Source organism: Bradyrhizobium sp. NAS80.1 (genome assembly GCF_001908205.1).
GTDB lineage: Bacteria > Pseudomonadota > Alphaproteobacteria > Rhizobiales > Xanthobacteraceae > Bradyrhizobium.
Genome location: NZ_LGHL01000014.1, coordinates 1 through 21,182, shown reverse-complemented (window position 1 = coordinate 21,182; position 21,182 = coordinate 1). Strand labels below are relative to the sequence as shown.

The following is a 21,182-nucleotide window of genomic DNA, read 5'->3' as shown; positions in this document are numbered from 1 at the left end:
CAAACCTGCCTCTTGCGTAAAACGACGCCATGAACATGGCGTCCGACCCGAAAATGATCCAGCAATCCGGCCTTCTCTCCGCGGAGGCCAATCAGGCCGCCGCGCTCGCCCCCCTATGGCGGCGTACTCACCGTCGACCTCGACGCCATCATAGCCAACTGGCGCAAGCTCGAGAAGACCGCGGTGCCGGCCGAATGCTCGGCCGTGATCAAGGCCGACGCCTATGGCTGCGGCGCGGCGCAGGTCGCGCGCGCCCTGAACAAGGCCGGCTGCAAGACCTTCTTCGTCGCAACGATCGAAGAAGCGCGCTCGGTGCGCGAAGCCGTGCCGGAGCCTGTGATCTACGTGCTCGGGGGCTATTTCCAGAACACCGGCGAACACTACGCCAAGATCAACTGCCGTCCCGTGATCGGCGATCTCAACGAACTCGCCGAATGGGACGTGTTCTGCCGCCGCTCCGGCTGGACCGGGGGCGCCGCGATCCACATCGACACCGGCATGAACCGGCTCGGGCTGACGCTTGCGGAAGCGCAGGCGATCATCCCACGCATCAATGCCGGCGATCACGGCATCACGCTGGTGATGAGCCACCTGGTCTCGGCCGAGCAGCTCAACAGCCCCGTGAACGCAAAACAGCTCGCCGCCTTCCGCGCCATAGCCAGCGAATTCTCCGGCGTGCCGGCGGCGCTCGCCAATTCGTCGGGCATCTTCCTGGGTGCGCCCTTCCAGTTCGACCTGGTGCGGCCGGGCGCAGCGCTCTACGGCGTCAACCCGACGCCGGAGGCCGACAATCCGATGCAGCAGGTGGTCGACCTCAAGGCCCGTATCGTGCAGACCCGCAATGTCGAGCGCGGCGAGAGCGTCGGCTATGGCGGCACCTGGACCGCGCGGCGGCCGACCAAGCTCGCGATCATCGCGGTCGGCTATGCCGACGGCTATTTCCGCGCCGCCAGCTCCAACGACGGCACCCGTGGCGCCGAGGTCATCGTCGCCGGCAAGCGCTGCCCGGTTGCGGGCCGCGTCTCAATGGACCTGATCGCAATCGACATCACCGATTTGCCGCCCAACGCGGTGCGGCGCGGCCACATGGTGACGCTGCTCGGCGAGGGCATCACCGTCGACGAACTCGCGCATCATTTCGGCACCATCGGATATGAGGTGCTCACCAGCCTCGGACACCGCTACGCCCGCGTCTACACGGGCGGCAACGTGGTGGAGCCGCCGGCAAAACCGGCTCCAGTATCGGCGGCCGAACAGCCGTCCTCCCCGCAGCCGCTCGAACAGCTGGCGAGCCCGCCGCCGCTGCCGAGCTAACCGACGCTCTCGTGCCCCGGACGCAGCGCAGTGCGCCGCTCTTTGCGGCGTAGTGCGCTGCAGAGCCGGGGCCCATCTATCCGCATTACCGTGTCGCGTTCTGGGTCCCGGCTCTGCGTCGCACCGCCATAAGCGCGTTTACGCGCGTCTTCGCCGCGCTATGCGCGCTGCGCCGCGTCCGGGACACGAATCTCGCTGCTTACTTCTTCCGGCTGTCGAGCGCCGCCTTGCAAGTCGCACTGAGCTGATCGCGCTTGCCATTGAGGCAGGCGATGATCTTGCCACTACCCGGCGCGATGCCGGCGCAGAATTTGTCGTAGTCCGCCTTGCACGCGCCGCGCGGATCGGACGATTGTGCCGAGGCGGTCCCGGAGAAGGCAGCGGCGACGACGATAGCGGCAAAGCTCAACTTGGACATTGTATCTCCGGTGGCAGAAGGCAGGGGCCGGTAGCTCTACATGAAGATTGCGACATTCAACATCAACAACATCAACCGCCGCCTGCCCAATCTGCTGGCATGGATGCGAGCATCGAAGCCCGATGTCGTCGCGCTTCAAGAATTGAAGGCAAGTGATGGCGAATTTCCGGCATCCGCCATCGAAAAGGCCGGCTACGGCGCGGTCTGGCACGGACAAAAAACCTGGAACGGCGTCGCCATCCTTGCCCGCAGCGCAGAGCCCATTCTCACTCGCGACCGCTTGCCGGGAAAGCCGGGGGATCACGAAGCCCGCTACATCGAGGCGGCGGTGCGCGGCGTCATCGTCACCAGCATTTACTTGCCAAACGGCAATCCGCAGCCGGGACCGAAGTTCGACTACAAGCTCGACTGGTTCGCGCGGCTCAAGCGCCACGCCAAAACCTTCATCAAGCAGGATTTGCCCGTGGTGCTTGCCGGCGACTACAACGTCGCACCGACGGAGATCGACATCTATCCGACGCGCTCATGGGACAAGGACGCCCTGATCCAGCCGAAGAGTCGCGCCGCTTTCGCATCACTCGTCGCACAAGGCTGGTGCGATGCGATCCGCGAGCTGCACCCGGAGCAGCGCATCTACACCTTCTGGGACTACAAGCGAAACCGCTGGCCGCGCGATGCGGGCCTGCGGCTCGATCATCTGCTGCTCAGCCCTGCCCTCGCCTCGCGCCTGGCAACGGCTGGCGTCGACAAGAAGGTTCGCGGCGAGGACGGCGCCAGCGATCACGCGCCGGCGTGGGTGGTGCTGAAATAACGTCGATGCCGTAGGGTAGGCAAAGGCGCGCCAGCGACGTGCCCACCATCGCATCGCGACACAGAATTGGTGGCACGCTTCGCTTTGCCCACCCTGCGAATTAGCGTCCGTAATATTCCTGCACGGTGTCCCAGGCCGCCTTTTGCAGAAGCTGCGTCGTCTCAGGATCCAATCCCATCGTGTAGGTATTCCCGACCGGCGAACGTCCCGTCAGCGCGGCAAGCGTCACGCAGGTCGCGAGATACGTGCCGGCCGGGCTCGGATGCCGCTTGTCGGGCGCGTAGAGATTGAGCTCCGGCTGCAGCTTGCGCACGCGCGCAAAGGCGAGACCTGCGGGAATGACGAGCGCATCGTTTGCATTGCCGGCGAGCGTGTAGGCTTCGGCCAATCCCTCGGTCATCTCCGGCTTGTCGGCATAGGCCCAGGACATGAACAGCACCGGCCGCATGTCGTGGGCACGGACGATCTCGCTGTCTTTCTTGGCGAAGGTGGCGAACGCGTCCTTCAGCTGCGGATGAATTGGACACTGGCTGCAATCCATCATCACGACCGCGTCGAACTGCCTGCCGGGCTTGTTGAAGACGACGTTGTTCTGCTCGTCGAAGGAATAGGCGCCGATGCCACCCGGCCGCAGCAGATTGTCCATGTCGTGCCAGTCGAGGCCCGAGCCCCCGATCGTAGCCATGGTGTTGCGATAGGCCGCCTTGTTGGCAGCGTCCGCGGCCCGCTCCATGAAGGAGAGATGTCCGGGCATGCCGTTGTTGAAGTAGAAGAAGCTGTTGCCGACGAACAATGCCGCCTTGGGGAAGTCAGGTCCGAGCGTCGTGACCTTGGGCTTGGTCTGCGCCTGCGCCGCATTGAAGCCGGCCACACCGGCCATAACGACCGCGAGCATGACTCGCGCAAGACGACGCATCATGGGCTTCCCTCGCCTTTTTCTCTCTGGGCCGGAACAGATCAGCTTTTCAGGATCGCCTCAAGGGGATGGACGTCCGGCAGACACGCGTGAAGCTGCGTGCTCACCACAAATTCTTGCCGTCGATCACGTTCACCGGCACAGCCTCGAGATCGAAATCGTCGAACAGGCGCGCATTGACGCCGACCTTGGGATTGTCGAAGTCGGGCTTGCCGGTCGACCAGTCCGGCGACTCCGAATAGGTGCCGCAGCCGCAGCTCGCGCAGAAATGATGTTTCACCGTGCGACTGCCCCAAAGATAGGTCGCCACATTGTCCGCAGGAGACAGCAGGCGAAACTGCGCCGGCGTGTAATAGGCCCACAACGCGCCGCGCTTGGCGCAGAGCGAACAGGTGCAGCGCGTCACGCTGGAGGGCGCCTCCGTCACCTCGAACACCGTCTCACCGCAATGACAGCTTGCCTCGATCGGCATGACCCGCTCTCCATTTTGTCAGGAGATGGTCGTAGCCAGTCCCTGCTGCCAACATGCTGTCAGCAGCGCAGGTCGTTCACGGAGCCTCGTTCGCGGACACCAGCCCCTTGACGTCCATTTCTGGTCATAATACTGGTCTGACCAAGATCAGACCAAAAGAGACGAGGATGGAGCTCAAACGGGCCGCCGAAGGCGAAAAAGGGTTCGAGAAGGTGTTCGCCTTCTTACGCGAGCGCCTGCTCGCGGGTTCGCTCAAGCCCGGCGACCGCCTGATCTCCGAACGCGAGCTTGCCACCCAGCTCGGCGTCAGCCGGCCGATCGTTCGCGAGGCGCTACGCGCCCTCACCGTGCTCGGCATTGTCGAGATCCGCGACCGCATCGGCACGGTCGTAACCCGGCCGGACGTTTCTGTTCTGAATGACTTCTTCACCTTCGCGCTGGCCCAGCAGGCGGACATGCTCGACGACGTCATGCAGGCGCGCGTCGCGATCGAATGTCAGGCGATCCGGCTCGCCTGCGAACGCGCCAACATTGCCGATTTCGAACGCCTGCAGCGCGCGCTCGCGAAGATCGGGGAGACGATCGACGAGGCGGACGCCGGCGGCATGGCCGACTTCGAATTCCATCGCGCCATCGTCGTGGCATCGCATTCGGAGACGCTGACGGTTCTGCACGGTTCGATGGCGGGCCTGCTGACGCATTCGCATCGCAGCCGCCGCGAGCTGGTGCAGGCCTTTCCGTCAATGAAGACGTATCTGATCGACGATCACCGGCGCATCTTCGAAGCAGTCATCGCGCGCGATCCGGAGCGGGCGGACGCGACGCTGCGCAAGCATTTTGCCATCGGCGACGAATACCGGCGGCGCGCCCTCGTCGGCGACATGGACAAGACAAGCGCCTCACGCTGATCGCGGACGGGCCCATCAACCAGGAAGCAGGCGAACGCCATGGGACGGAACGACAAGGGCAATGTGGGCTTCATCGGCATCGGGACGATGGGCCGCGAGATGGTCCGCAACCTTCTGGTGGCCGGGCACTCGGTTCACGTCTTCGATCTCAATGAGGCCGCACTGGCCGATAGTGTCAACGCAGGCGCCGTTCGCGCCAGGAGTCCTGCCGATGCAGCGCAAGGCGCCGACATCGTCATCACCATGCTGCCCGACACGCCCCATGTCGAGGCGACCATTTATGGCGAGCACGGCCTCCTGAAGTCTCCTCCGCCCGGCAAGCTCATCGTCGACATGAGCACGATCTCGCCGGTCGCGGTCCGCCGCATCTACGCCGACCTGAAGACGGCCGGCGTCAGCTTCATCGACGCGCCGGTCTCGGGTGGGCCGGTGGGCGCCAAGAACGCCGCGCTCTCGATTATGGCCGGCGGCGATGCGGCCGCCTTCGCCCAGGCCGAGCCATTCTTCCGCGCAATGGGCACGACCATCACGCATGTCGGCGCGCCCGGCGCCGGCCAGACCGTGAAACTCTGCAATCAGCTCATCTGCGGCATCAACATCCAGGCGATCTGCGAGGCGCTCGCACTGGGACGCGCCTCGGGTGTCGATCTCAACCTGCTGCGCCGGGTGCTGCTCGGCGGCTCAGCGGCGTCGTGGATGCTGGACAAGCTCGGCCCCTCCATGATCGAGGGCGACGTCGGCGCCGGTTTCCGCATCGACCTGATGCTGAAGGACCTCCGCCTGGTGCAGGAGCACGCGCAGGCGCTGAGCGTACCTTTGCCCGGCACCGCGCTCGTCACCAGCCAATATGTCGATGCGCGCGCGCACGGCGAAGGAAACAACGGCAACCAGGCGCTGTTCCGCGTCTATGACCGCATGACCAACCAGGTGACCGGCTGACCCGACTTCTATGAGCCTCCAACTCGACTTTCCCGCAGTGCTGGAGCGTTGGCCGAGTTTCCTGGCCGGCGCCGCCCTCACGCTGGAGCTTGCCGCCTTCGCGACGGTGCTCGGCGCCCTCCTCGGCACGCTCGCGGCGGTCGGGCGCGGCACGCACAACGCGCTGATCTCGGGCGCTTGCAAGGTCTATGTCGAGGCCATCCGCAACACGCCGCTGCTGGTGCAGATCTTCCTGGTCTATTTCGGCCTCGCCAGCCTGGGGCTGAAATTGTCCGCCTTCACGGTGGCCGTGGCCGCGCTGACGATCAATGTCGGCGCCTACACCGCCGAGATCATGCGCGCCGGTTTCGAGGCGATCCCGCGCGGACAGATCGAGGCGGCCGAGGGGCTGGCGCTGTCGCGCCTCCAGATCTACTGGCATATCATCCTGCTGCCGGCGGTCGAGAAGGTCTATCCGGCGCTGACCAGCCAGTTCGTGCTGCTGATGCTGGCTTCCTCGATCTGCTCGCAGATCTCGGCCGAGGAGCTCACCGCCGTCGCCAATTACATCCAGTCGGACACCTACCGGGCGTTCGAGACCTACATCATCGTCGCCGTGCTCTACGTCATCCTGTCGCTGATCATGCGCGCGGGCTTCTGGGGCCTTGGCCTCGTGCTGTTTCCGCGCCGGCGCCGGCTCGGCACGCCGTTGTGAGATGACCATGGGCGGACATCTCAACATCAATCATCTGATGTTCCTTGGCCAGGGCGCGCTGTGGACGATTGGGCTGTCAACGATTGCACTGATCGGCGGCGGCATCGTCGGCTTCGTGATCGCCCTGGCGCGAATATCGCCGCTCAGATCCGTGCGGCTCGCCAGCGCCGTCTATGTTCAGCTCGTTCAGGGCACGCCGCTGCTCGTCATCCTGTTTCTCGGCTATTTCGGCCTCGCCGCGATCGGCCTCCAGGTCTCGCCGCTTGCCGCCGCCGGCGCTTCCCTCACGCTCTATGTCGCCGCCTATCTCGGCGAGATCTGGCGTGGCTGCATCGAGTCCGTGCCGAAGCCGCAATGGGAAGCTGCCGAAGGCCTCGCGCTAAGCCGGACCCAGCGCATGATGAAGGTGATCCTGCCGCAGGCGATCCGCATCGCGACGCCTCCCACCGTCGGCTTCATGGTGCAGATCATCAAGAACACCTCGCTCGCCTCCGTCGTCGGCTTCGTCGAGCTGATGCGCTCGGGCCAGATCGTCAACAACTCGCTGTTCGAGCCGTTCGCCATCTACGCCATCATCGCCGTCGTTTATTTCGCCATGTGCTATCCCCTGTCGCTGTTCAGCCAGAGGCTGGAACGGCGGATGGGACGTGGCAGGTCCAACCTCGCGCCAGCCTGACATGCAGCAAAACCCCTCCCCCTCCGAACCGATCGTGTCGCTCCGCGACGTGCAGAAGAGCTTTGGCGCGCTCCGCGTGCTCGATGGCGTCTCCTTTGCTGTCGAGCGCGGTGAAGTTCTGGCGCTCATCGGCCGCTCTGGCTCCGGCAAGAGCACGGCGCTGCGCTGCATCGACCGCTTCGAGAAGGTCGACGGCGGCGAAATCGTCGTTTGCGGGCATCGGGTCGACCGTCCGGATGTCGATCTACGCGCGCTGCGCCAGGACGTCGGCATCGTCTTCCAGAGCTACAATCTGTTTCCGCACCTCACCATCGAGCAGAACATCACCCTCGCCCCCTGCGCGGTGAAGGGCATGGCTGCCTCGCAGGCCAGGGACCTCGCGCGCAAGGTGCTCGCGCAGGTCGGGCTCGAGGAGAAGCTGCATGCCTATCCCGAGCAACTCTCGGGCGGCCAGCAGCAACGTGCGGCGATCGCCCGCTCGCTCGCCATGCAGCCGAAAGTCATGCTGTTCGACGAAGTCACCTCGGCGCTCGATCCCGAGCTCACCGCCGAGGTGCTGAAGGTGATCGAGCAGCTGGCGGCTGACGGCATGACCATGGTGATGGTCACCCACGAGATGGGTTTTGCCAAAGGCATCGCCGACCGGATCGTCTTCATGCATCGCGGCAAGGTCCACGAGACCGGACCCGCCTCGATCCTGACATCGCCAACGACACCCGAGCTCATGCAGTTCGTCGGCACAGGAAACCTGAAATCATAACAGGAGAGGAGAACCAGGAATGACAAACAAGAAACTGCTGGGAGCGGCAGCCGCGCTGTGCGGCCTTGTGATGATGGCCGCTACGCCGGCATCGGCCGACCTGCTCGACGACATCATGCAGGCCAAGAAGATCCGCATCTCGACCGACGTCGCCATTCCGCCCTCGGGCATGATGGACAGCAACATGAAGCCGACCGGCTCCGACGTCGAGGTGGCGCAATTGCTCGCCAAGGACTGGGGGCTCGAGCTCGAATTCATCCAGACCACCGGCGCGACCCGTATCCCCAACGTCCTGACCGGCAAAGCGGACATCATCATCTCGACCCTGTCGGTGACGCCGGATCGCGCCAAGGTGATCGATTTCACCAAGCGCTACGCGACGCTGCAATCGGACATCGGCTGCCTGAAGTCGTCGACCGTGAAGGATTGGCCCGACCTGAAAGACAAGTCGATCGGCGTCTCGCGCGGCACGACGCAGGATACGGCCCTGTCCAACATGAAGGACAAGGACCTCAAGATCGCCCGCTATGATGACGACGCCACCATGGTGACGGCGGCCGTCTCCGGGCAGGTCGACTGCGTCGGCTCGTCCGCGACGATCATCAACCAGATCGGCGTGAAGAATCCCGCGCGCGTCTTCGATTCCAGAATTCCGCTGGCGACCTTCGACCTCGCGATCGGCCTGAAGAAGGGCGAGCCGCGCCTGATGGACAAGCTCAACACCTGGATCGCCGAGAACGTCAAGAACGGCAAGCTCAACGCGATCTACAAGAAATTCCACGGCGTCGAGCTGCCGCCCGACATGCGTGGCTGAACCAGAGAGAAGCCGTGACAGCCGTTTTCCGGCTGTCACGGTCAATGCAAATTCGAGAGAAGGAAATCATATGCGTCTCGTCATCGGATCCGACCACGCCGGTTGGCCGCTCAAGCAGACCGTCATCGATCACATCCGCAGCCTTGGCCACGACGTCGTCGATGTCGGCTCCTATGACGACAAGCCGGTGGACTTCCCCGACATTGCGCGGGCCGTGGCGCAGAAGGTGACTTCGGGCGAAGCCGCCCGCGGCATCATGGTGTGCGGCACCGGCGTCGGCGCGTCCATCGCGGCCAACAAGATGAAGGGCATCCGCGCCGCGGTCTGCCACGACGTCCATTCCGCCCACCAGTGCGTCGAACATGACGACGTCAACGTCATGTGCATCGGCGCGCAGATCGTCGGCGCCTGGCTCGCCGTGGATCTGGTCTCATCTTATCTCTCGGCCGAATTCTCGACGGACGAGGATTTCCGCCGCCGCGTCGAGAAGCTGCGCGTCATGGACGAGCAAGGCTGAGGACCGCGCGGCTGCTCATCTTCCGTCATTGCGAGCGTAGCGAAGCAATCCAGAGTCTTTCCGCGGCGACAGTCTGGATTGCTTCGCTGCGCTCGCAATGACGAAGTTGAAGCAATTTCGCGCGATATTCCCCAATATCGTCCTGGCGAATATTTGGCAGCCCCATTCACCCGTACCACTCCCTCCGGCTAGACTGCTCCGATTCCCGGGGTTCCGTCCTTGGCCTTTCTCTTCGTCCTCACCGTCGGCCTCATCGCCGGCACCATCTCAGGCATCGTCGGCACCGGATCGTCGATCATGCTGATGCCGGTGCTGGTCTATGCCTATGGGCCGAAGGAAGCCGTGCCGATCATGGCGGTCGCCTCCGTGATGGCGAACTTCTCGCGGATCCTGGCCTGGTGGCGCGAGGTCGACTGGCGGGCCTGCGCTGCCTATTCGGTCACGGGCATTCCGGCGGCAGCGCTCGGTGCGCGCACGCTGCTGGCGTTGCCCTCGCACACCGTCGATCTCGCCATCGGCATCTTCCTGATCGCGATGGTGCCGCTGCGCCATTGGCTGGCGCGGCACCATCTCAAGGCCAATCTCTGGCATCTCGCGTTCGGCGGGGCGATCATCGGCTATCTCACCGGCATCGTCGTCTCGACGGGCCCGCTCAGTGTGCCGCTGTTCCTGTTCTACGGCCTCAGCAAAGGTGCCTTCCTCGCAACCGAGGCCGCCTCCTCGCTCGGCCTCTACTTCGCGAAATCCGTGACCTTCGAGCGTTTCGGCGCGCTGACCGGCGACGTCTTCATCAAGGGCCTGATCGCAGGCTCCTCGCTAATGTCAGGCGCCTTCATCGCGAAACGCTTCGTGGTGCACCTGAAGCCGGACGTGTTCCGCCTGGTGATGGACGCGATCATGATCGCAGCCGGCATCTCCATGCTCTGGAATGCGACGCAGCCCTGATCGCGCAGCGCTCAGGCGGCAAATTCGGGTGCAATCGATGGGCTGTCGGCGAGAACGCTACTTGAGGGCGCCGCCTCGAGCCATTTCAGCACCGCCTCGAGCGGCTGCGGCTGCTGGTAGAGAAAGCCCTGTCCGAGCCTCACGCCCATCTCGCGCACTGCCCGCGCCTGCTCGGCGCGCTCAATGCCTTCCGCGACAAGCGTTAGCCCCAAGGTGCCGGCGAGCGATGCGATGACACCGACGATCGCCTTGTCTTCGCCGCTGTCTGGGATCTCGCTGATGAAGGCCTTGTCGATCTTGACCTTGTCCAGTGGGAAACGCCTGAGATGGGCGAGCGAGCTGTAGCCCGTGCCGAAATCGTCGAGCGCAATGGTTGCGCCGAGACGCCGCAGGCGGTGCAACGTCTCGGACGCGCAGGCGATGTTGTTGATCAGCGATCCCTCGGTGATTTCGAGCTCCAGCGATGAGGCCGCGACACCGAGGCGCGCGCATGTCGCGTGCAGCTCGGCGGCGAACGAATGGTCTGCAAGCTCGGACGGCGGCAGGTTGATCGCGATCCGGATCTGCGGCTTGCCGGCGGCAGCCAGGCGTTGCAGCGCGCGGCAGGCGTCAGTCAGCACATAGCGGGTCAGCCGCGCGTTATTGCCGCTGCGCTCGATCAGCGGCAGGAACTCCCCCGGACTGATCACGCCATGTTCGGGATGGCGCCAGCGAATGAGCGCTTCCAGGCCGACGACGCGATGGCTCTCGAGGTCGACCTGGCTCTGATACCAGACCTCGAACTGCCCTTCGGCGAAGCCGGCGGAAATGGCGAGCTCGAGATCCCGGCGGCGGCGATAGTCGCGCTGGAGCGCTTCGTCCAGCACGGCAACGGTACCGGGCGCCTTGCTCTTGGCATGGTAGAGCGCGATGTCCGCGAGCGCCGGCAGATGCGACAGCTCGGGATCTCCGGCGCGGCGCACGGCAAGGCCAATGCTGGCGCGCGGCACGACCTGCTTGTCGTGCAGCCGGATCGGCTCTGAAATCGCATCCAGCAGCTGGCGCGCGAATGCCTGCGCGGTCGCAGCGTTGCTGACCTCGGGGCGGATGACGACGAATTCATCGCCGCCGAGCCGCGCGACCCAATCTTCCGGCTCAACCGCTTCACGCAGACGTTCGGAAATGTGAACCAGGAACTTGTCGCCGGCGTCATGCCCAAAGGTGTCGTTGATGCCCTTGAAGTCGTCGAGATCGATGAAACAGAAGGCGATCAGGGAGTCCGGCGAGCCGGCATCGCGGCTCAAGGTCACCAGGCGCTCGGACAGCGAGCGGCGATTGGGCAGCCCCGTGAGCGGATCGTGCGAGGCCATGTGCCCGAGCCGGTCCAGCGCGCCCGACGTCGTGTGCTGCATGGCATTGAAGGCATGTGCGAGCTGGCCGAATTCGTTCGACGACCTGACCTCCGCCGGATAGGCGCGGCCATCCTGCTTGCTGCGCTGGATCGCAGACATGATTGCCGCGAGCGGCTTGCCGATGAAGATGTTCGCCGAGATCCGCATCGCGACCACTGTCGCGAGCGTTGCGAGCAGGCCGACAACGAGAAGCAGCAACAGCCGGCTGCCGGTGTGGGCGTAGATCGTCGCGTAGGAATAGGCGATCACGATGCGGCCGGCCTCAACGGCGATGTTGCCGTTGCGGTACTCGATCGGACGAGAAACCTCCGAGACCGCCTGATCCGAGGGACGTGCCACCACTCGGGCGATGGCAACGCCCGTATCGTCATAGACCGCCACCGCAGCGATTGTCTCGTCGTGCAGGATCTCGTTGAGCACGCTCGTGACCTGGTCGTAACGCATCTTCCAGAGCGGCTCGGCGATCAGCTCGGCGCGGCTCTCGGCCGTACGGGCGGTGCGCTCATCGAGTTGCCGGATCTGCGACCAGAAGCTCGAGACCTCGACGCCGGCGGAGGCGAGCAGCTGCACTACCAGCAACACCGGCACCGTGGCCCAGATCATCGCGCGGACCACCGAGCGCGAGCGTGGGGGCGCCGCCTGCGCGTTGCAGACCGGGTCGGTCATGTCGTTATCGCTTCGCATCAGTCAGCAGCACCTTCCAGAGGCGCCAGTGACGAGATGAGCGCATCGATGGAGAAGTCGTAATGGCCGCAGCGTCCTGCTTTGGCCCTGAACCCCGCGAAATCGATCCGGTCGAAGGCACGGGTCCTGATGAGGTCGCCGACCGAGGCAAGGTTTGTGCGAGTGATCTCAGACGTCTTGACCTCGACGTGGGGCGAAGCGGCTGCGAAATCGCAACCATCGGCATAGTCGCGGAGCAGCACGATCGACCAGCCGCCGAGCAGGAAATGCCCGCCGTCAGTCAAAAGCAGACGATTCGCCCCGATCGCGCGCAGTGCGTCCTCCGACCAGTTGAGGCCGACCACCTGGATGTCCTGGCCTGGCGCGAGGCCTGCCGTCGCGGCGGCGTTGATAGCGCCCAGCGCCATCGGATCGTTTCCAGCCCAGATGCCGGCGGGCCGAATCCCCTTGCGCGAGGCCCAGCTCAGATAATTCGCCGTGAGCTGCTCCGCCTCCGACTGCGTCCAATTGGCGAACAGCATCCGGTCTACCACGACATCGGGCGCGGCCTGCACCGCAAGCTTGAGACCCGCGTTGCGGGCGATCGAGGCCGGCGTGATCTCGTCGCCGCCGATGCCGAGAATGTGGATCTTGCCGTCCGGGCTCTGCCACTTCCCGGCACGCGCGGCGTCGATCAGGGCATTGGCCATCCGCGCGCCCGCCGTCTGAAGATCAGTCGTGATATCGCCGAGCCATGTCTTGAGCGTCCGACGCGGCGGTCCGAGACGCGCAGCATCGTCGCCGATCAGCGTGTTCGACAACAGCAGCGTCTTGACCCCGGCCGCCTCGGCCGCTTCCAGCACCGTCACGGCCGCGGATTCCTCGTTCGAGAGAATGAGGAAGTCGGGCTTGTCGACACGGGCCAGCACGCCGAGCCCGAGCTCCTGCATGGTGCGGTAATTGCGTTCGCTGGTCAGCACCTCGACATGTGCGTCGAGCTTGCGGCCGGCTGCCTGCATGGCCTGCGCGACCATGTCCCAATAAACCTCGCCGCTCTTGCCGGGGCTGACGAAAACGATGTTGAGACGCTTCGCGTCGGCCGCAACAGCGCCGCCACACGGCAAGAGAACACCGCAGGCCATGCCCACAACGAGCAATACGCGCAAAAGTCCCGTCATTTGTTTCGCCACCCCGTATTGGCTCCGAAATTGGACCTGCGTCCGCTAACATTTGGCAAAGTCTGGCGCGACGCTGCGGCTTAGCGCTAACAAAGGGTGTATCGGCTACGGTGAATTGCGCTAATTGAGGCGCTGGCGGTCGCCCTCGCAGCCCGCCATTCCGTGCTATCAGCAAACCTGAGAACTCCGACTCGCGATCCTCATGGCCAAGAACACGCTTTCCTTTGTCTGCCAGAACTGCGGCGCGGCCTATAACCGCTGGCAGGGCAAGTGCGAGTCCTGCGGCGAGTGGAATACGCTCGCGGAGGAGGACACGGCCGGTAGCGTGCCGGTGTCGATCCGCTCCAAGCGTAAGGGCCGGACGTTCGCGCTGGAGAGCCTTGCTGGAAAGAGCCCCGATGCGCCGCGCCTGTCGTCAGGCATGACCGAGCTCGACCGTGTCACCGGCGGCGGCTTCGTTCGCGGTTCGGTGCTGCTGGTCGGCGGCGATCCCGGCATCGGCAAGTCGACGCTGCTGACGCAGGCAACCAGCATGATGGCACGCGCCGGGCACCGCATCGTCTACATCTCCGGCGAAGAGGCGGTCGCGCAGGTGCGGCTGCGCGCCGAGCGGCTCGGGCTATCGGATGCGCCGGTACAGCTTGCCGCCGAGACCTCGGTTGAGGACATCGTCTCGACGCTGTCGGAGGGCGCGGTCCCGCGGCTGATCGTGATCGACTCGATCCAGACCATGTGGACCGACACGGTGGAATCCGCGCCCGGCACGGTGACCCAGGTACGCGCCTCGGCACAGGCCCTGATCCGCTTCGCCAAGAAGACCGGCGCGGCCATCATCCTGGTCGGCCACGTCACCAAAGACGGCCAGATCGCCGGCCCCCGCGTGGTCGAGCACATGGTCGATGCCGTGCTGTCCTTCGAGGGCGAAGGCTCGCAGCAATTCCGTATCCTGCGCGCCGTGAAGAACCGCTTCGGCCCGACCGACGAGATCGGCGTGTTCGAGATGACGGGCCTTGGCCTGCGCGAGGTCACCAACCCCTCGGAGCTGTTCCTGTCGGAGCGCGATCTCGGTACGCCCGGAACTGCGGTGTTTGCTGGTATCGAAGGCACCCGGCCGGTCCTGGTCGAATTGCAGGCGCTGGTCGCGCCGACCTCGCTCGGCACCCCGCGCAGGGCCGTGGTCGGCTGGGATCAGAGCAGGCTCTCAATGGTGCTGGCGGTGCTGGAGGCCCATTGTGGGGTCAAGTTGTCGGGCCACGACGTCTATCTGAACGTCGCGGGCGGCCTGCGTATCAACGAGCCTGCGGCCGACATGGCCGCAGCGGCCGCGCTGGTGTCGTCCCTGGTTAACGCGCAGTTACCCACCGATGCGGTGTATTTCGGCGAGATTTCGCTCTCTGGCGTCATCCGGCCGGTGGCGCAGACGCCGGCCCGGCTCAAGGAAGCCGTGAAACTGGGCTTCAAACGGGCCGTGCTGCCCGAATCGGCGCGCGGCGAAGCCAGCGGCGACGCCGGGCTCACGCTCAACGCGGTCGGCAGCCTGACGACGCTGGTCGCCGAGATCGCCGCCCGAGGCTCCCGCCGCGGCGAGCAGAACGCACCCGCGGAGAAAAATGCCACACCGGCAAGATTCCGCCGCGGAGAGGGTTAGCTGGAGGTGACGTCCCCGGGCCCTACCGCTATACAGCCGTCACAAAAGCAGCATGGGATTGCGTGGTTGCGGCCTTGCCGGGAACGCTGTCTGCCCCTCAGTTAGGGCGGCGGCCAAACACCGATTCGCTGAACCTCTGAGAGTACGAGCGGACCAGACCAGCCGATGCCAGTAACACTCCTCGACCTGATCCTGCTCGGTGTGATGCTGATCTCCGGCCTGCTCGCCATGGTCCGCGGTTTCATGCGCGAAATCCTGTCGATCGCGGCCTGGGGCGCTGCGGCGATCGTGACGCTGTACTCGTTCTCGAAGCTGCTGCCGACCGCAAAGACCTATTTCAACAACGACACCGTCGCGAGCGTGGTTGTGGTCGCCGGCGTATTCGTCGGTACCCTGGTCGTGGTTTCCGTGATCACGGTCCGGATCTCCGACATGATCCTCGACTCGCGGATCGGCGCGCTGGATCGCACCCTCGGCTTCCTGTTCGGCCTTGCTCGCGGGCTTTTGATCGTCGTGGTCGCCTTCCTGTTCTTCACCTGGCTGGTTCCGGACAAGCAGCGCCCGGACTGGGTCACTGGGGCCAAATCCCGCGTCGTTCTCCAGGGAACCGGGGATTGGCTGATGTCCCTCTTGCCGGATGACCCCGAGAACACCATCTTGAAGAGATTCAAGAAAAACAAACCAGATGATGATCAAGCTGATTCCGAGCAGCAGCCTTCGGGCAATGGCGACGGATACAGTAAACCTGCTCGTGACAGCTTGAAAAAGCTGATCGAGAAACCTGCGGCGCGTTGATTGGCCCTAAAGAGAGGCGCGGACGAGATGCGAAACCCTGACCAGGACGCCCAACTTGATCTCGACGCAAAGGCTGGATTGGGCCCAGCCGCGCTAGAGCTTCAGGACGACCTGGAGGGAGATACGCTGCGAGAGGAATGCGGCGTATTCGGCATCTACGGACACCCAGACGCCGCAGCGATCACCGCCCTCGGGCTCCACGCCCTCCAGCACCGCGGCCAGGAGGCCGCCGGCATCGTCTCCTACGACGGCAGCCGATTTCATTCCGAACGCCGCCTTGGCCTTGTCGGTGACACCTTCTCCCGCCGCGAGGTGATCGACCGCCTGCCCGGCAATATGGCCGTCGGCCATGTCCGCTATTCCACGACCGGCGCCACCATCCTGCGCAACGTGCAGCCGCTGTTCGCCGAGCTCAATGCCGGCGGCCTTGCGGTCGCCCACAACGGCAACCTCACCAATGGCCTGACGCTGCGCCGCGAGCTCGTGAAGTACGGCGCGATGATGCAGTCGACCACCGACACCGAGGTGATCCTGCACCTGGTCGCGCGCTCCAGGCGCAGCCGCTTCATCGAGCGCTATATCGACGCGCTGCGCGAGATCGAAGGCGCCTATGCGCTGGTCTCGCTGACCAACAAGAAGCTGGTCGGCGCGCGCGATCCGCGCGGCATCCGCCCGCTGGTGCTCGGCGAGCTCGATGGCTGCCCGATCCTGACGTCCGAGACCTGCGCGCTCGACATCATCGGCGCACGCTTCATCCGCGATATCGAACCGGGTGAAGTCATCGTGTTCGACGAGAACGGCCAGGACATCCACAAGCCGTTCCCGCCGATGGCGCCCCGCCCCTGCATCTTCGAATACATCTACTTCGCCCGTCCGGACTCCATCGTCCACGGCCGCTCGGTCTACGAGGTGCGCAAGGCGTTTGGTGCGCAGCTCGCGCGCGAAAGCCATGTGCCGATCGACGTCGTCGTGCCGGTGCCGGATTCCGGCGTGCCCGCCGCGGTCGGCTACAGCCAGCACTCTGGCGTTCCGTTCGAGCTCGGCATCATCCGTAACCATTATGTTGGCCGCACCTTCATCCAGCCCACGCAGGCGATCCGCGAATCCGGCGTGCGCATGAAGCATTCGGCGAACCGCGCCGCGATCGAAGGCAAGCGCATCATTCTGATCGACGACTCACTGGTGCGCGGCACCACTTCGAGGAAGATCGTGCGCATGATGCGCGATGCCGGCGCGAAGGAAGTGCACTTCCGGCTCGCCTCGCCTCCGATCCTCTACCCCGACTATTACGGCATCGACCTGCCCGACCGCGGTGGCCTCCTGGCCGCGACGCATTCGCTGGAGGAGATGCGCGAGATCATCGGCGCTGACTCGCTCGCCTTTCTGTCGATCGACGGCATGTACCGCGCCATGGGCGAGCCCGGCCGCGACCCCGCCAATCCGAAATTCTCGGATCACTGCTTTACCGGCGCCTATCCGACCCACCTCACCGACCAGACCCAGACCGAGCAGCAGCCGAGGCAATTGTCGCTGCTGGCGGAAGCGAGCTGACGCGAGGCTGCGACGGTGCAGCTGGCCATCGCCGTTCTCTGTGGAACGTGTTTGGTCGGCTTCATCATCTTCGCCTTCAGGCAGGGTATGAAGGTAACACCCGATAGCTCGGGAAACGGAACCAACAGCGACAACATGCAGTCAGGCGGCAACTAGGCTGAAGGGCCCAAATTCCGTCATGGCCGGGCTTGTCCCGGCCATCCACGCCTGTAAAACCCCCGCCATGGCAAAGCTCCTCGCTAACCGCATTGCTCTCGTCACCGGCGCCTCGCGCGGCATCGGCTTCGCCACGGCACTCGCGCTGGCGAAGGCCGGCGCGCATATCGTTGCGACCGCACGCACGCAGGGCGGGCTTGAGGAACTCGACGACGAGATCCGGAAAGAGGGCGGCAGCGCCACGCTGGTGCCGCTCAATCTCACCGATTCCGACGGCATAGCGCGGCTTGGCGCGGGCCTGCACGAGCGCTACGGCAAGCTCGACATCCTCGTCGGCAATGCCGGCGTGCTCGGCCCCTCTTCGCCGGTCGGCCATATCGAGCTGAAGACCTTCAACGACGTCATGGCGGTCAACGTCTCCGCGAACTTCCAGCTGATCCGTTGCATGGAGCCGCTGCTCAAGCAGTCCGATGCGGGCCGCGCCGTGTTCATCACCTCGGGCGCTGCCAACAAGGCCACCGCCTATGTCAGCCCCTACGCCGCCTCCAAGGCCGCACTGGAAACGCTGGCCCGCGCCTGGGCGCAGGAAACGGCGAATACGAAGCTCCGCGTGAACCTGTTCAACCCGGGTCCGGTCCGCACCCGCATGCGCGCCACGCTGATGCCGGGCGAAGACCCGGCGACACTCGATGTACCCGAGCAGGTCGCCGAATTCATCGTGCCGATGTGCGCGCCCGACTGGACCGAGACCGGCAAGTTCTACGACTACAAGACCCGCAGCCTGATGAGCTTCCGCTCGCCAGCCTGATTGACTCGAGTGCCTCCCCGCGATTGACTGCCGCCGCTCAAGCGGCAGCAAGCCGCAAGCCAAAAAAAGGGAGGTTGCCATGGCGCCATGGCATGATCGCGCAGGCCTTGATCGTGCACGCCTCGGCCGTGCGCTTGCACGTGTCTTTCACGCCCTCTCTATCCTGATCGCAGCCATCGCGCTCACGCTTCCGCATGCAGCGACCGCCGGCGACGTTCCGACTTTCGCGGTCGATCCCTCCTGGCCCAAACAGCTGCCGAACAACTGGATCCTCGGCCAGGTCGGCGGCATCACCGTCGACTGGCAGGGCCACATCTGGGTGATCCATCGCCCGCGCTCCCTGACCGATGACGAGAAAGGCGCAAGCCTCAACCCGCCGCGCTCGAAATGCTGCGCGTCGGCGCCGCCTGTCCTCGAATTCGACGCTGAGGGCAATTTGCTGCGGTCCTGGGGCGGCCCGGGCCAGGGATATGAATGGGTCGGCCGCGAGCATGGCATCGAGGTCGACGAGCGCGGCTTTGTCTGGGTCGGTGGCAATGCCGATAATGACAACGCGATCCTGAAGTTCACGCTCGACGGCAAGTTCGTCGCCCCAGATCGGAAAAATAGCGCCGAGCCTCGGCAGTAACGACACAACGCAGCTGGGCAAGCCGGCCGAGACTGCGATCGACAAGGAAGCGAACGAAATCTACGTCGCCGACGGCTATGGCAATCGCCGCGTCATCGTTTTCGATGCAAGCACGCTCGCCTACAAGCGGCACTGGGGTGCCTACGGCAACAAGCCGAACGATGACAAGCAGGCGGCCTATGATCCCAAGGCTCCGGTCTCCCAGCAATTCGGCAATCCCGTCCACTGCGTGAAGCTCGCAAACGACGGACTGGTCTACGTCTGCGACCGCATCAACAACCGTATCCAGGTGTTTCGGAAGGACGGCACCTTCGTGAAGGAGTTCTTCTTCGAGAAGAACACGCTCGGCAACGGCGCGGTGTGGGACATCGCGATCTGGCCCGATCCGAAGCAGACCTGGCTGCTCAGCGCCGACGGCGAGAACAACGAGATCAGGGTCGTCAAGCGCGACGATGGTAGCGTGGTCGGCAGCTTCGGGCACAACGGCCGCAATGCCGGGCAATTCCACTGGGTCCATGCCATGGCGATCGACGCCAATGGTAACGTCTATACCGCCGAGGTCGATACCGGAAAGCGCATCCAGAAATTCAAGCTGACGTCGGACGCACTGAAATAGGGCCGCAGCGCCTCTGCGCAAAAGTTAACCGACGTATGACGCTACGACGCAGCGTCATCCGGCTTTAGACGCATTGCCGCAAACCGCGGGACACGGTAGAGCCATCAGCCGGAACAAGGCTCCGCAAGAGAGCCGGCCGCATATTTGACAATGGAGGAGACCTATTATGACGACGACGTTCGCGCGCCGCTCGGCGGCCCTTCTGGCCTGCGCCGCTTTCGGTTTTGCCACATCTGCCTACGCCCAAGACAAAACTGTAAGGATCGGCGTCCTGAACGACATGTCGAGCCTCTATGCCGACATCGGCGGCCCGAACTCTGTGGTCGCGATCAAGATGGCGGTCGAGGATTCCGGCCTGCTGAAGAAGGGCTGGAAGATCGACGTGCTGAGCGGCGATCACCAGAACAAGCCCGACGTCGGCGTCAATATCGCCCGGCAGTGGATCGACACCGAGAAGGTCGATGCGATCGCCGATACGCCGAACTCCGGTGTGGCGCTCGCGGTCAACAACCTCGTCAAGGAGAAGAACATCGCTCTGCTGAACTCGGGCGCCGCGACCGCCGACCTGACCGGCAAGGCCTGCACGCCGAACACGATCTCCTTCACCTACGACACCTATATGCTTGCGAACGGCACCGGCAAGGCGCTGACCAAGGCCGGCGGCGACACCTGGTTCTTCCTCACCGCCGACTATGCGTTCGGTCACGCGCTGGAGCGCGACACCACCGCGGTCGTGACCGCGAATGGCGGCAAGGTGCTCGGCAGCGTGAAGCATCCGATCAACACCGCGGACTTCTCGTCGTTCCTGCTGCAGGCGCAATCGTCCAAAGCCAAGGTGGTTGGCCTCGCCAATGCCGGCGGCGACACCACGAACTCGATCAAGCAGGCGGCCGAATTTGGCATTGTTTCGGGCGGCCAGAAGCTGGCGGCGCTGCTGCTGTTCATCAACGACGTACATTCGCTGGGGCTCAAGACGGCCCAGGGCCTGACTTTCACCGAGTCCTTCTACTGGGACATGAACGACCAGACCCGCGCCTGGTCGAAGCGCTTCGCCGCGCTCGCCAGCAAGAACGCGATGCCGTCGATGACTCAGGCCGGCAACTACGCGATGGTCCTGCACTATCTCAAGGCGATGGAAGCGCTCGGCGGCAATCCGCATGACGGCGCCAAGGTCGTCGCCAAGATGAAGGAGCTACCGACCGACGATCCGCTGTTCGGCAAGGGCCCCCTCCGCGCCGATGGCCGCCGCCTCATCCCCGCCTATCTGTTCGAGGTGAAGAAGCCGGAAGAGTCGAAGGGACCGTGGGACTATTACAAGCTGGTCGCAACCATCTCTGCGGAAGATGCGGCCAAACCGCTCAAGGATAGCGATTGCCCACTGGTGAAGAAGTAAGTTGACGCTGCTGTAGGGTGGGCAAAGGCGCTAAGCGCCGTGCCCACCTTCTCTTCTTCGCTTAAGGAAGCGGTGGGCACGCTTCGCTTGCCCACCCTTGTATTAGCCCGACCGCTTATATTGAGCCGTTCCGTGAGGAATGGCCCAGCCCGGGTGGCCGCCCGAGCTGGG

Annotated in this window: 19 protein-coding genes and 2 pseudogenes; 16 read left to right on the top strand and 5 right to left on the bottom strand. The window is 64.4% G+C overall.

The genetic code is table 11. The features are described from left to right. Positions 1–35 precede the first annotated feature (35 nt). Positions 36–1,314: pseudogene (gene alr, locus AC629_RS03780) on the top strand (alanine racemase). A 199-nt stretch (positions 1,315–1,513) separates the two neighbouring features. Here the strand turns inward: alr and AC629_RS03775 are convergent. Beyond that, the gene (locus tag AC629_RS03775; RefSeq protein ID WP_084803445.1) at positions 1,514–1,732 is read right to left on the bottom strand and encodes a cysteine rich repeat-containing protein; all 219 of its coding nucleotides are present in this window, start codon (positions 1,730–1,732) and stop codon (positions 1,514–1,516) included. A gap of 40 nt (positions 1,733–1,772) precedes the next feature. On the opposite strand from AC629_RS03775, the gene AC629_RS03770 reads away from it, so the two are divergent. Continuing rightward, entirely contained in the window at positions 1,773–2,543 is a 771-nt protein-coding gene (locus AC629_RS03770) for an exodeoxyribonuclease III (RefSeq protein WP_084803444.1), read from the top strand. A gap of 100 nt (positions 2,544–2,643) precedes the next feature. On the opposite strand, the gene AC629_RS03765 is transcribed toward AC629_RS03770, so the two are convergent. Then, positions 2,644–3,462: an SGNH/GDSL hydrolase family protein gene (locus AC629_RS03765; protein ID WP_084803443.1), complete on the bottom strand. Its 819-nt coding sequence runs from the start codon at positions 3,460–3,462 to the stop codon at positions 2,644–2,646. A 100-nt stretch (positions 3,463–3,562) separates the two neighbouring features. Continuing rightward, entirely contained in the window at positions 3,563–3,931 is a 369-nt protein-coding gene (locus AC629_RS03760; protein WP_084803442.1) for a GFA family protein, read from the bottom strand. 167 nt (positions 3,932–4,098) lie between these two features. On the opposite strand from AC629_RS03760, the gene AC629_RS03755 reads away from it, so the two are divergent. From AC629_RS03755 to AC629_RS03720, 8 genes are all read left to right on the top strand, one after another. After that, positions 4,099–4,839, top strand: a complete 741-nt coding sequence (locus tag AC629_RS03755) for a FadR/GntR family transcriptional regulator (RefSeq protein ID WP_084803441.1) — start codon at positions 4,099–4,101, stop codon at positions 4,837–4,839. A gap of 39 nt (positions 4,840–4,878) precedes the next feature. Beyond that, positions 4,879–5,778: an NAD(P)-dependent oxidoreductase gene (locus AC629_RS03750; RefSeq protein ID WP_084803440.1), complete on the top strand. Its 900-nt coding sequence runs from the start codon at positions 4,879–4,881 to the stop codon at positions 5,776–5,778. A 10-nt stretch (positions 5,779–5,788) separates the two neighbouring features. Then, positions 5,789–6,472, top strand: coding sequence for an amino acid ABC transporter permease (locus tag AC629_RS03745; RefSeq protein WP_084803439.1), 684 nt, complete (start codon positions 5,789–5,791; stop codon positions 6,470–6,472). A 7-nt stretch (positions 6,473–6,479) separates the two neighbouring features. Further along, positions 6,480–7,148, top strand: a complete 669-nt coding sequence (locus tag AC629_RS03740; RefSeq protein ID WP_143198885.1) for an amino acid ABC transporter permease — start codon at positions 6,480–6,482, stop codon at positions 7,146–7,148. Between the two features lies 1 nt (position 7,149). Further along, complete coding sequence (locus tag AC629_RS03735) at positions 7,150–7,908, top strand: amino acid ABC transporter ATP-binding protein (RefSeq protein ID WP_084803437.1); 759 nt, start codon at positions 7,150–7,152, stop codon at positions 7,906–7,908. Positions 7,909–7,927: 19 nt separating this feature from the next. Beyond that, positions 7,928–8,722, top strand: coding sequence for a transporter substrate-binding domain-containing protein (locus tag AC629_RS03730; protein WP_084803436.1), 795 nt, complete (start codon positions 7,928–7,930; stop codon positions 8,720–8,722). 70 nt (positions 8,723–8,792) lie between these two features. Then, positions 8,793–9,239 (top strand): ribose 5-phosphate isomerase B, encoded by a 447-nt coding sequence (gene rpiB / locus AC629_RS03725; RefSeq protein WP_074120887.1) that lies wholly within the window; start codon positions 8,793–8,795, stop codon positions 9,237–9,239. 219 nt (positions 9,240–9,458) lie between these two features. Next, positions 9,459–10,184, top strand: a complete 726-nt coding sequence (locus tag AC629_RS03720) for a sulfite exporter TauE/SafE family protein (protein ID WP_084803435.1) — start codon at positions 9,459–9,461, stop codon at positions 10,182–10,184. 11 nt (positions 10,185–10,195) lie between these two features. On the opposite strand, the gene AC629_RS03715 is transcribed toward AC629_RS03720, so the two are convergent. Beyond that, positions 10,196–12,259: a putative bifunctional diguanylate cyclase/phosphodiesterase gene (locus tag AC629_RS03715; protein ID WP_084803434.1), complete on the bottom strand. Its 2,064-nt coding sequence runs from the start codon at positions 12,257–12,259 to the stop codon at positions 10,196–10,198. Then, positions 12,259–13,416: an ABC transporter substrate-binding protein gene (locus tag AC629_RS03710; protein ID WP_084803433.1), complete on the bottom strand. Its 1,158-nt coding sequence runs from the start codon at positions 13,414–13,416 to the stop codon at positions 12,259–12,261. The genes AC629_RS03715 and AC629_RS03710 overlap by 1 nt, the downstream gene beginning before the upstream one ends. 202 nt (positions 13,417–13,618) lie before the next feature. Between AC629_RS03710 and radA the strand changes: the two genes are divergently transcribed. The 6 genes and pseudogenes from radA to AC629_RS03680 all read left to right on the top strand — a co-directional run bounded on the left by radA (position 13,619) and on the right by AC629_RS03680 (position 21,011). Beyond that, on the top strand, positions 13,619–15,064 hold the full coding sequence (radA, locus tag AC629_RS03705; protein ID WP_084803432.1) for a DNA repair protein RadA: 1,446 nt from the start codon (positions 13,619–13,621) through the stop codon (positions 15,062–15,064). Positions 15,065–15,229: 165 nt separating this feature from the next. Further along, positions 15,230–15,859 carry a CvpA family protein gene (locus AC629_RS03700; protein ID WP_084803431.1) on the top strand — a complete coding sequence of 210 codons (630 nt, stop codon included), beginning with the start codon at positions 15,230–15,232 and terminating at the stop codon, positions 15,857–15,859. 27 nt (positions 15,860–15,886) lie between these two features. After that, positions 15,887–17,410: an amidophosphoribosyltransferase gene (purF, locus tag AC629_RS03695; protein WP_084803430.1), complete on the top strand. Its 1,524-nt coding sequence runs from the start codon at positions 15,887–15,889 to the stop codon at positions 17,408–17,410. Between the two features lie 223 nt (positions 17,411–17,633). Beyond that, positions 17,634–18,374, top strand: a complete 741-nt coding sequence (locus tag AC629_RS03690; RefSeq protein ID WP_084803429.1) for an SDR family NAD(P)-dependent oxidoreductase — start codon at positions 17,634–17,636, stop codon at positions 18,372–18,374. A gap of 79 nt (positions 18,375–18,453) precedes the next feature. Continuing rightward, positions 18,454–19,618: pseudogene (locus AC629_RS03685) on the top strand (NHL repeat-containing protein). Positions 19,619–19,784: 166 nt separating this feature from the next. Next, entirely contained in the window at positions 19,785–21,011 is a 1,227-nt protein-coding gene (locus tag AC629_RS03680) for an ABC transporter substrate-binding protein (RefSeq protein ID WP_084803428.1), read from the top strand. Positions 21,012–21,182: the final 171 nt, after the last annotated feature.

Bases quoted from the DNA above. Each gene is read 5' to 3' on its own strand.
- radA (WP_084803432.1), top strand. From the start codon at position 13,619: ATGGCCAAGAACACGCTTTCCTTTGTCTGCCAGAACTGCGGCGCGGCC.
- AC629_RS03690 (WP_084803429.1), top strand. From the start codon at position 17,634: ATGGCAAAGCTCCTCGCTAACCGCATTGCTCTCGTCACCGGCGCCTCG.
- AC629_RS03770 (WP_084803444.1), top strand. From the start codon at position 1,773: ATGAAGATTGCGACATTCAACATCAACAACATCAACCGCCGCCTGCCC.
- AC629_RS03700 (WP_084803431.1), top strand. From the start codon at position 15,230: ATGCCAGTAACACTCCTCGACCTGATCCTGCTCGGTGTGATGCTGATC.
- rpiB (WP_074120887.1), top strand. From the start codon at position 8,793: ATGCGTCTCGTCATCGGATCCGACCACGCCGGTTGGCCGCTCAAGCAG.
- AC629_RS03745 (WP_084803439.1), top strand. From the start codon at position 5,789: ATGAGCCTCCAACTCGACTTTCCCGCAGTGCTGGAGCGTTGGCCGAGT.
- AC629_RS03775 (WP_084803445.1), bottom strand. From the start codon at position 1,732: ATGTCCAAGTTGAGCTTTGCCGCTATCGTCGTCGCCGCTGCCTTCTCC.
- purF (WP_084803430.1), top strand. From the start codon at position 15,887: ATGCGAAACCCTGACCAGGACGCCCAACTTGATCTCGACGCAAAGGCT.
- AC629_RS03740 (WP_143198885.1), top strand. From the start codon at position 6,480: ATGGGCGGACATCTCAACATCAATCATCTGATGTTCCTTGGCCAGGGC.
- AC629_RS03765 (WP_084803443.1), bottom strand. From the start codon at position 3,462: ATGATGCGTCGTCTTGCGCGAGTCATGCTCGCGGTCGTTATGGCCGGT.
- AC629_RS03750 (WP_084803440.1), top strand. From the start codon at position 4,879: ATGGGACGGAACGACAAGGGCAATGTGGGCTTCATCGGCATCGGGACG.
- AC629_RS03710 (WP_084803433.1), bottom strand. From the start codon at position 13,416: ATGACGGGACTTTTGCGCGTATTGCTCGTTGTGGGCATGGCCTGCGGT.
- AC629_RS03760 (WP_084803442.1), bottom strand. From the start codon at position 3,931: ATGCCGATCGAGGCAAGCTGTCATTGCGGTGAGACGGTGTTCGAGGTG.
- AC629_RS03715 (WP_084803434.1), bottom strand. From the start codon at position 12,259: ATGCGAAGCGATAACGACATGACCGACCCGGTCTGCAACGCGCAGGCG.
- AC629_RS03755 (WP_084803441.1), top strand. From the start codon at position 4,099: ATGGAGCTCAAACGGGCCGCCGAAGGCGAAAAAGGGTTCGAGAAGGTG.
- AC629_RS03735 (WP_084803437.1), top strand. From the start codon at position 7,150: ATGCAGCAAAACCCCTCCCCCTCCGAACCGATCGTGTCGCTCCGCGAC.
- AC629_RS03680 (WP_084803428.1), top strand. From the start codon at position 19,785: ATGACGACGACGTTCGCGCGCCGCTCGGCGGCCCTTCTGGCCTGCGCC.
- AC629_RS03730 (WP_084803436.1), top strand. From the start codon at position 7,928: ATGACAAACAAGAAACTGCTGGGAGCGGCAGCCGCGCTGTGCGGCCTT.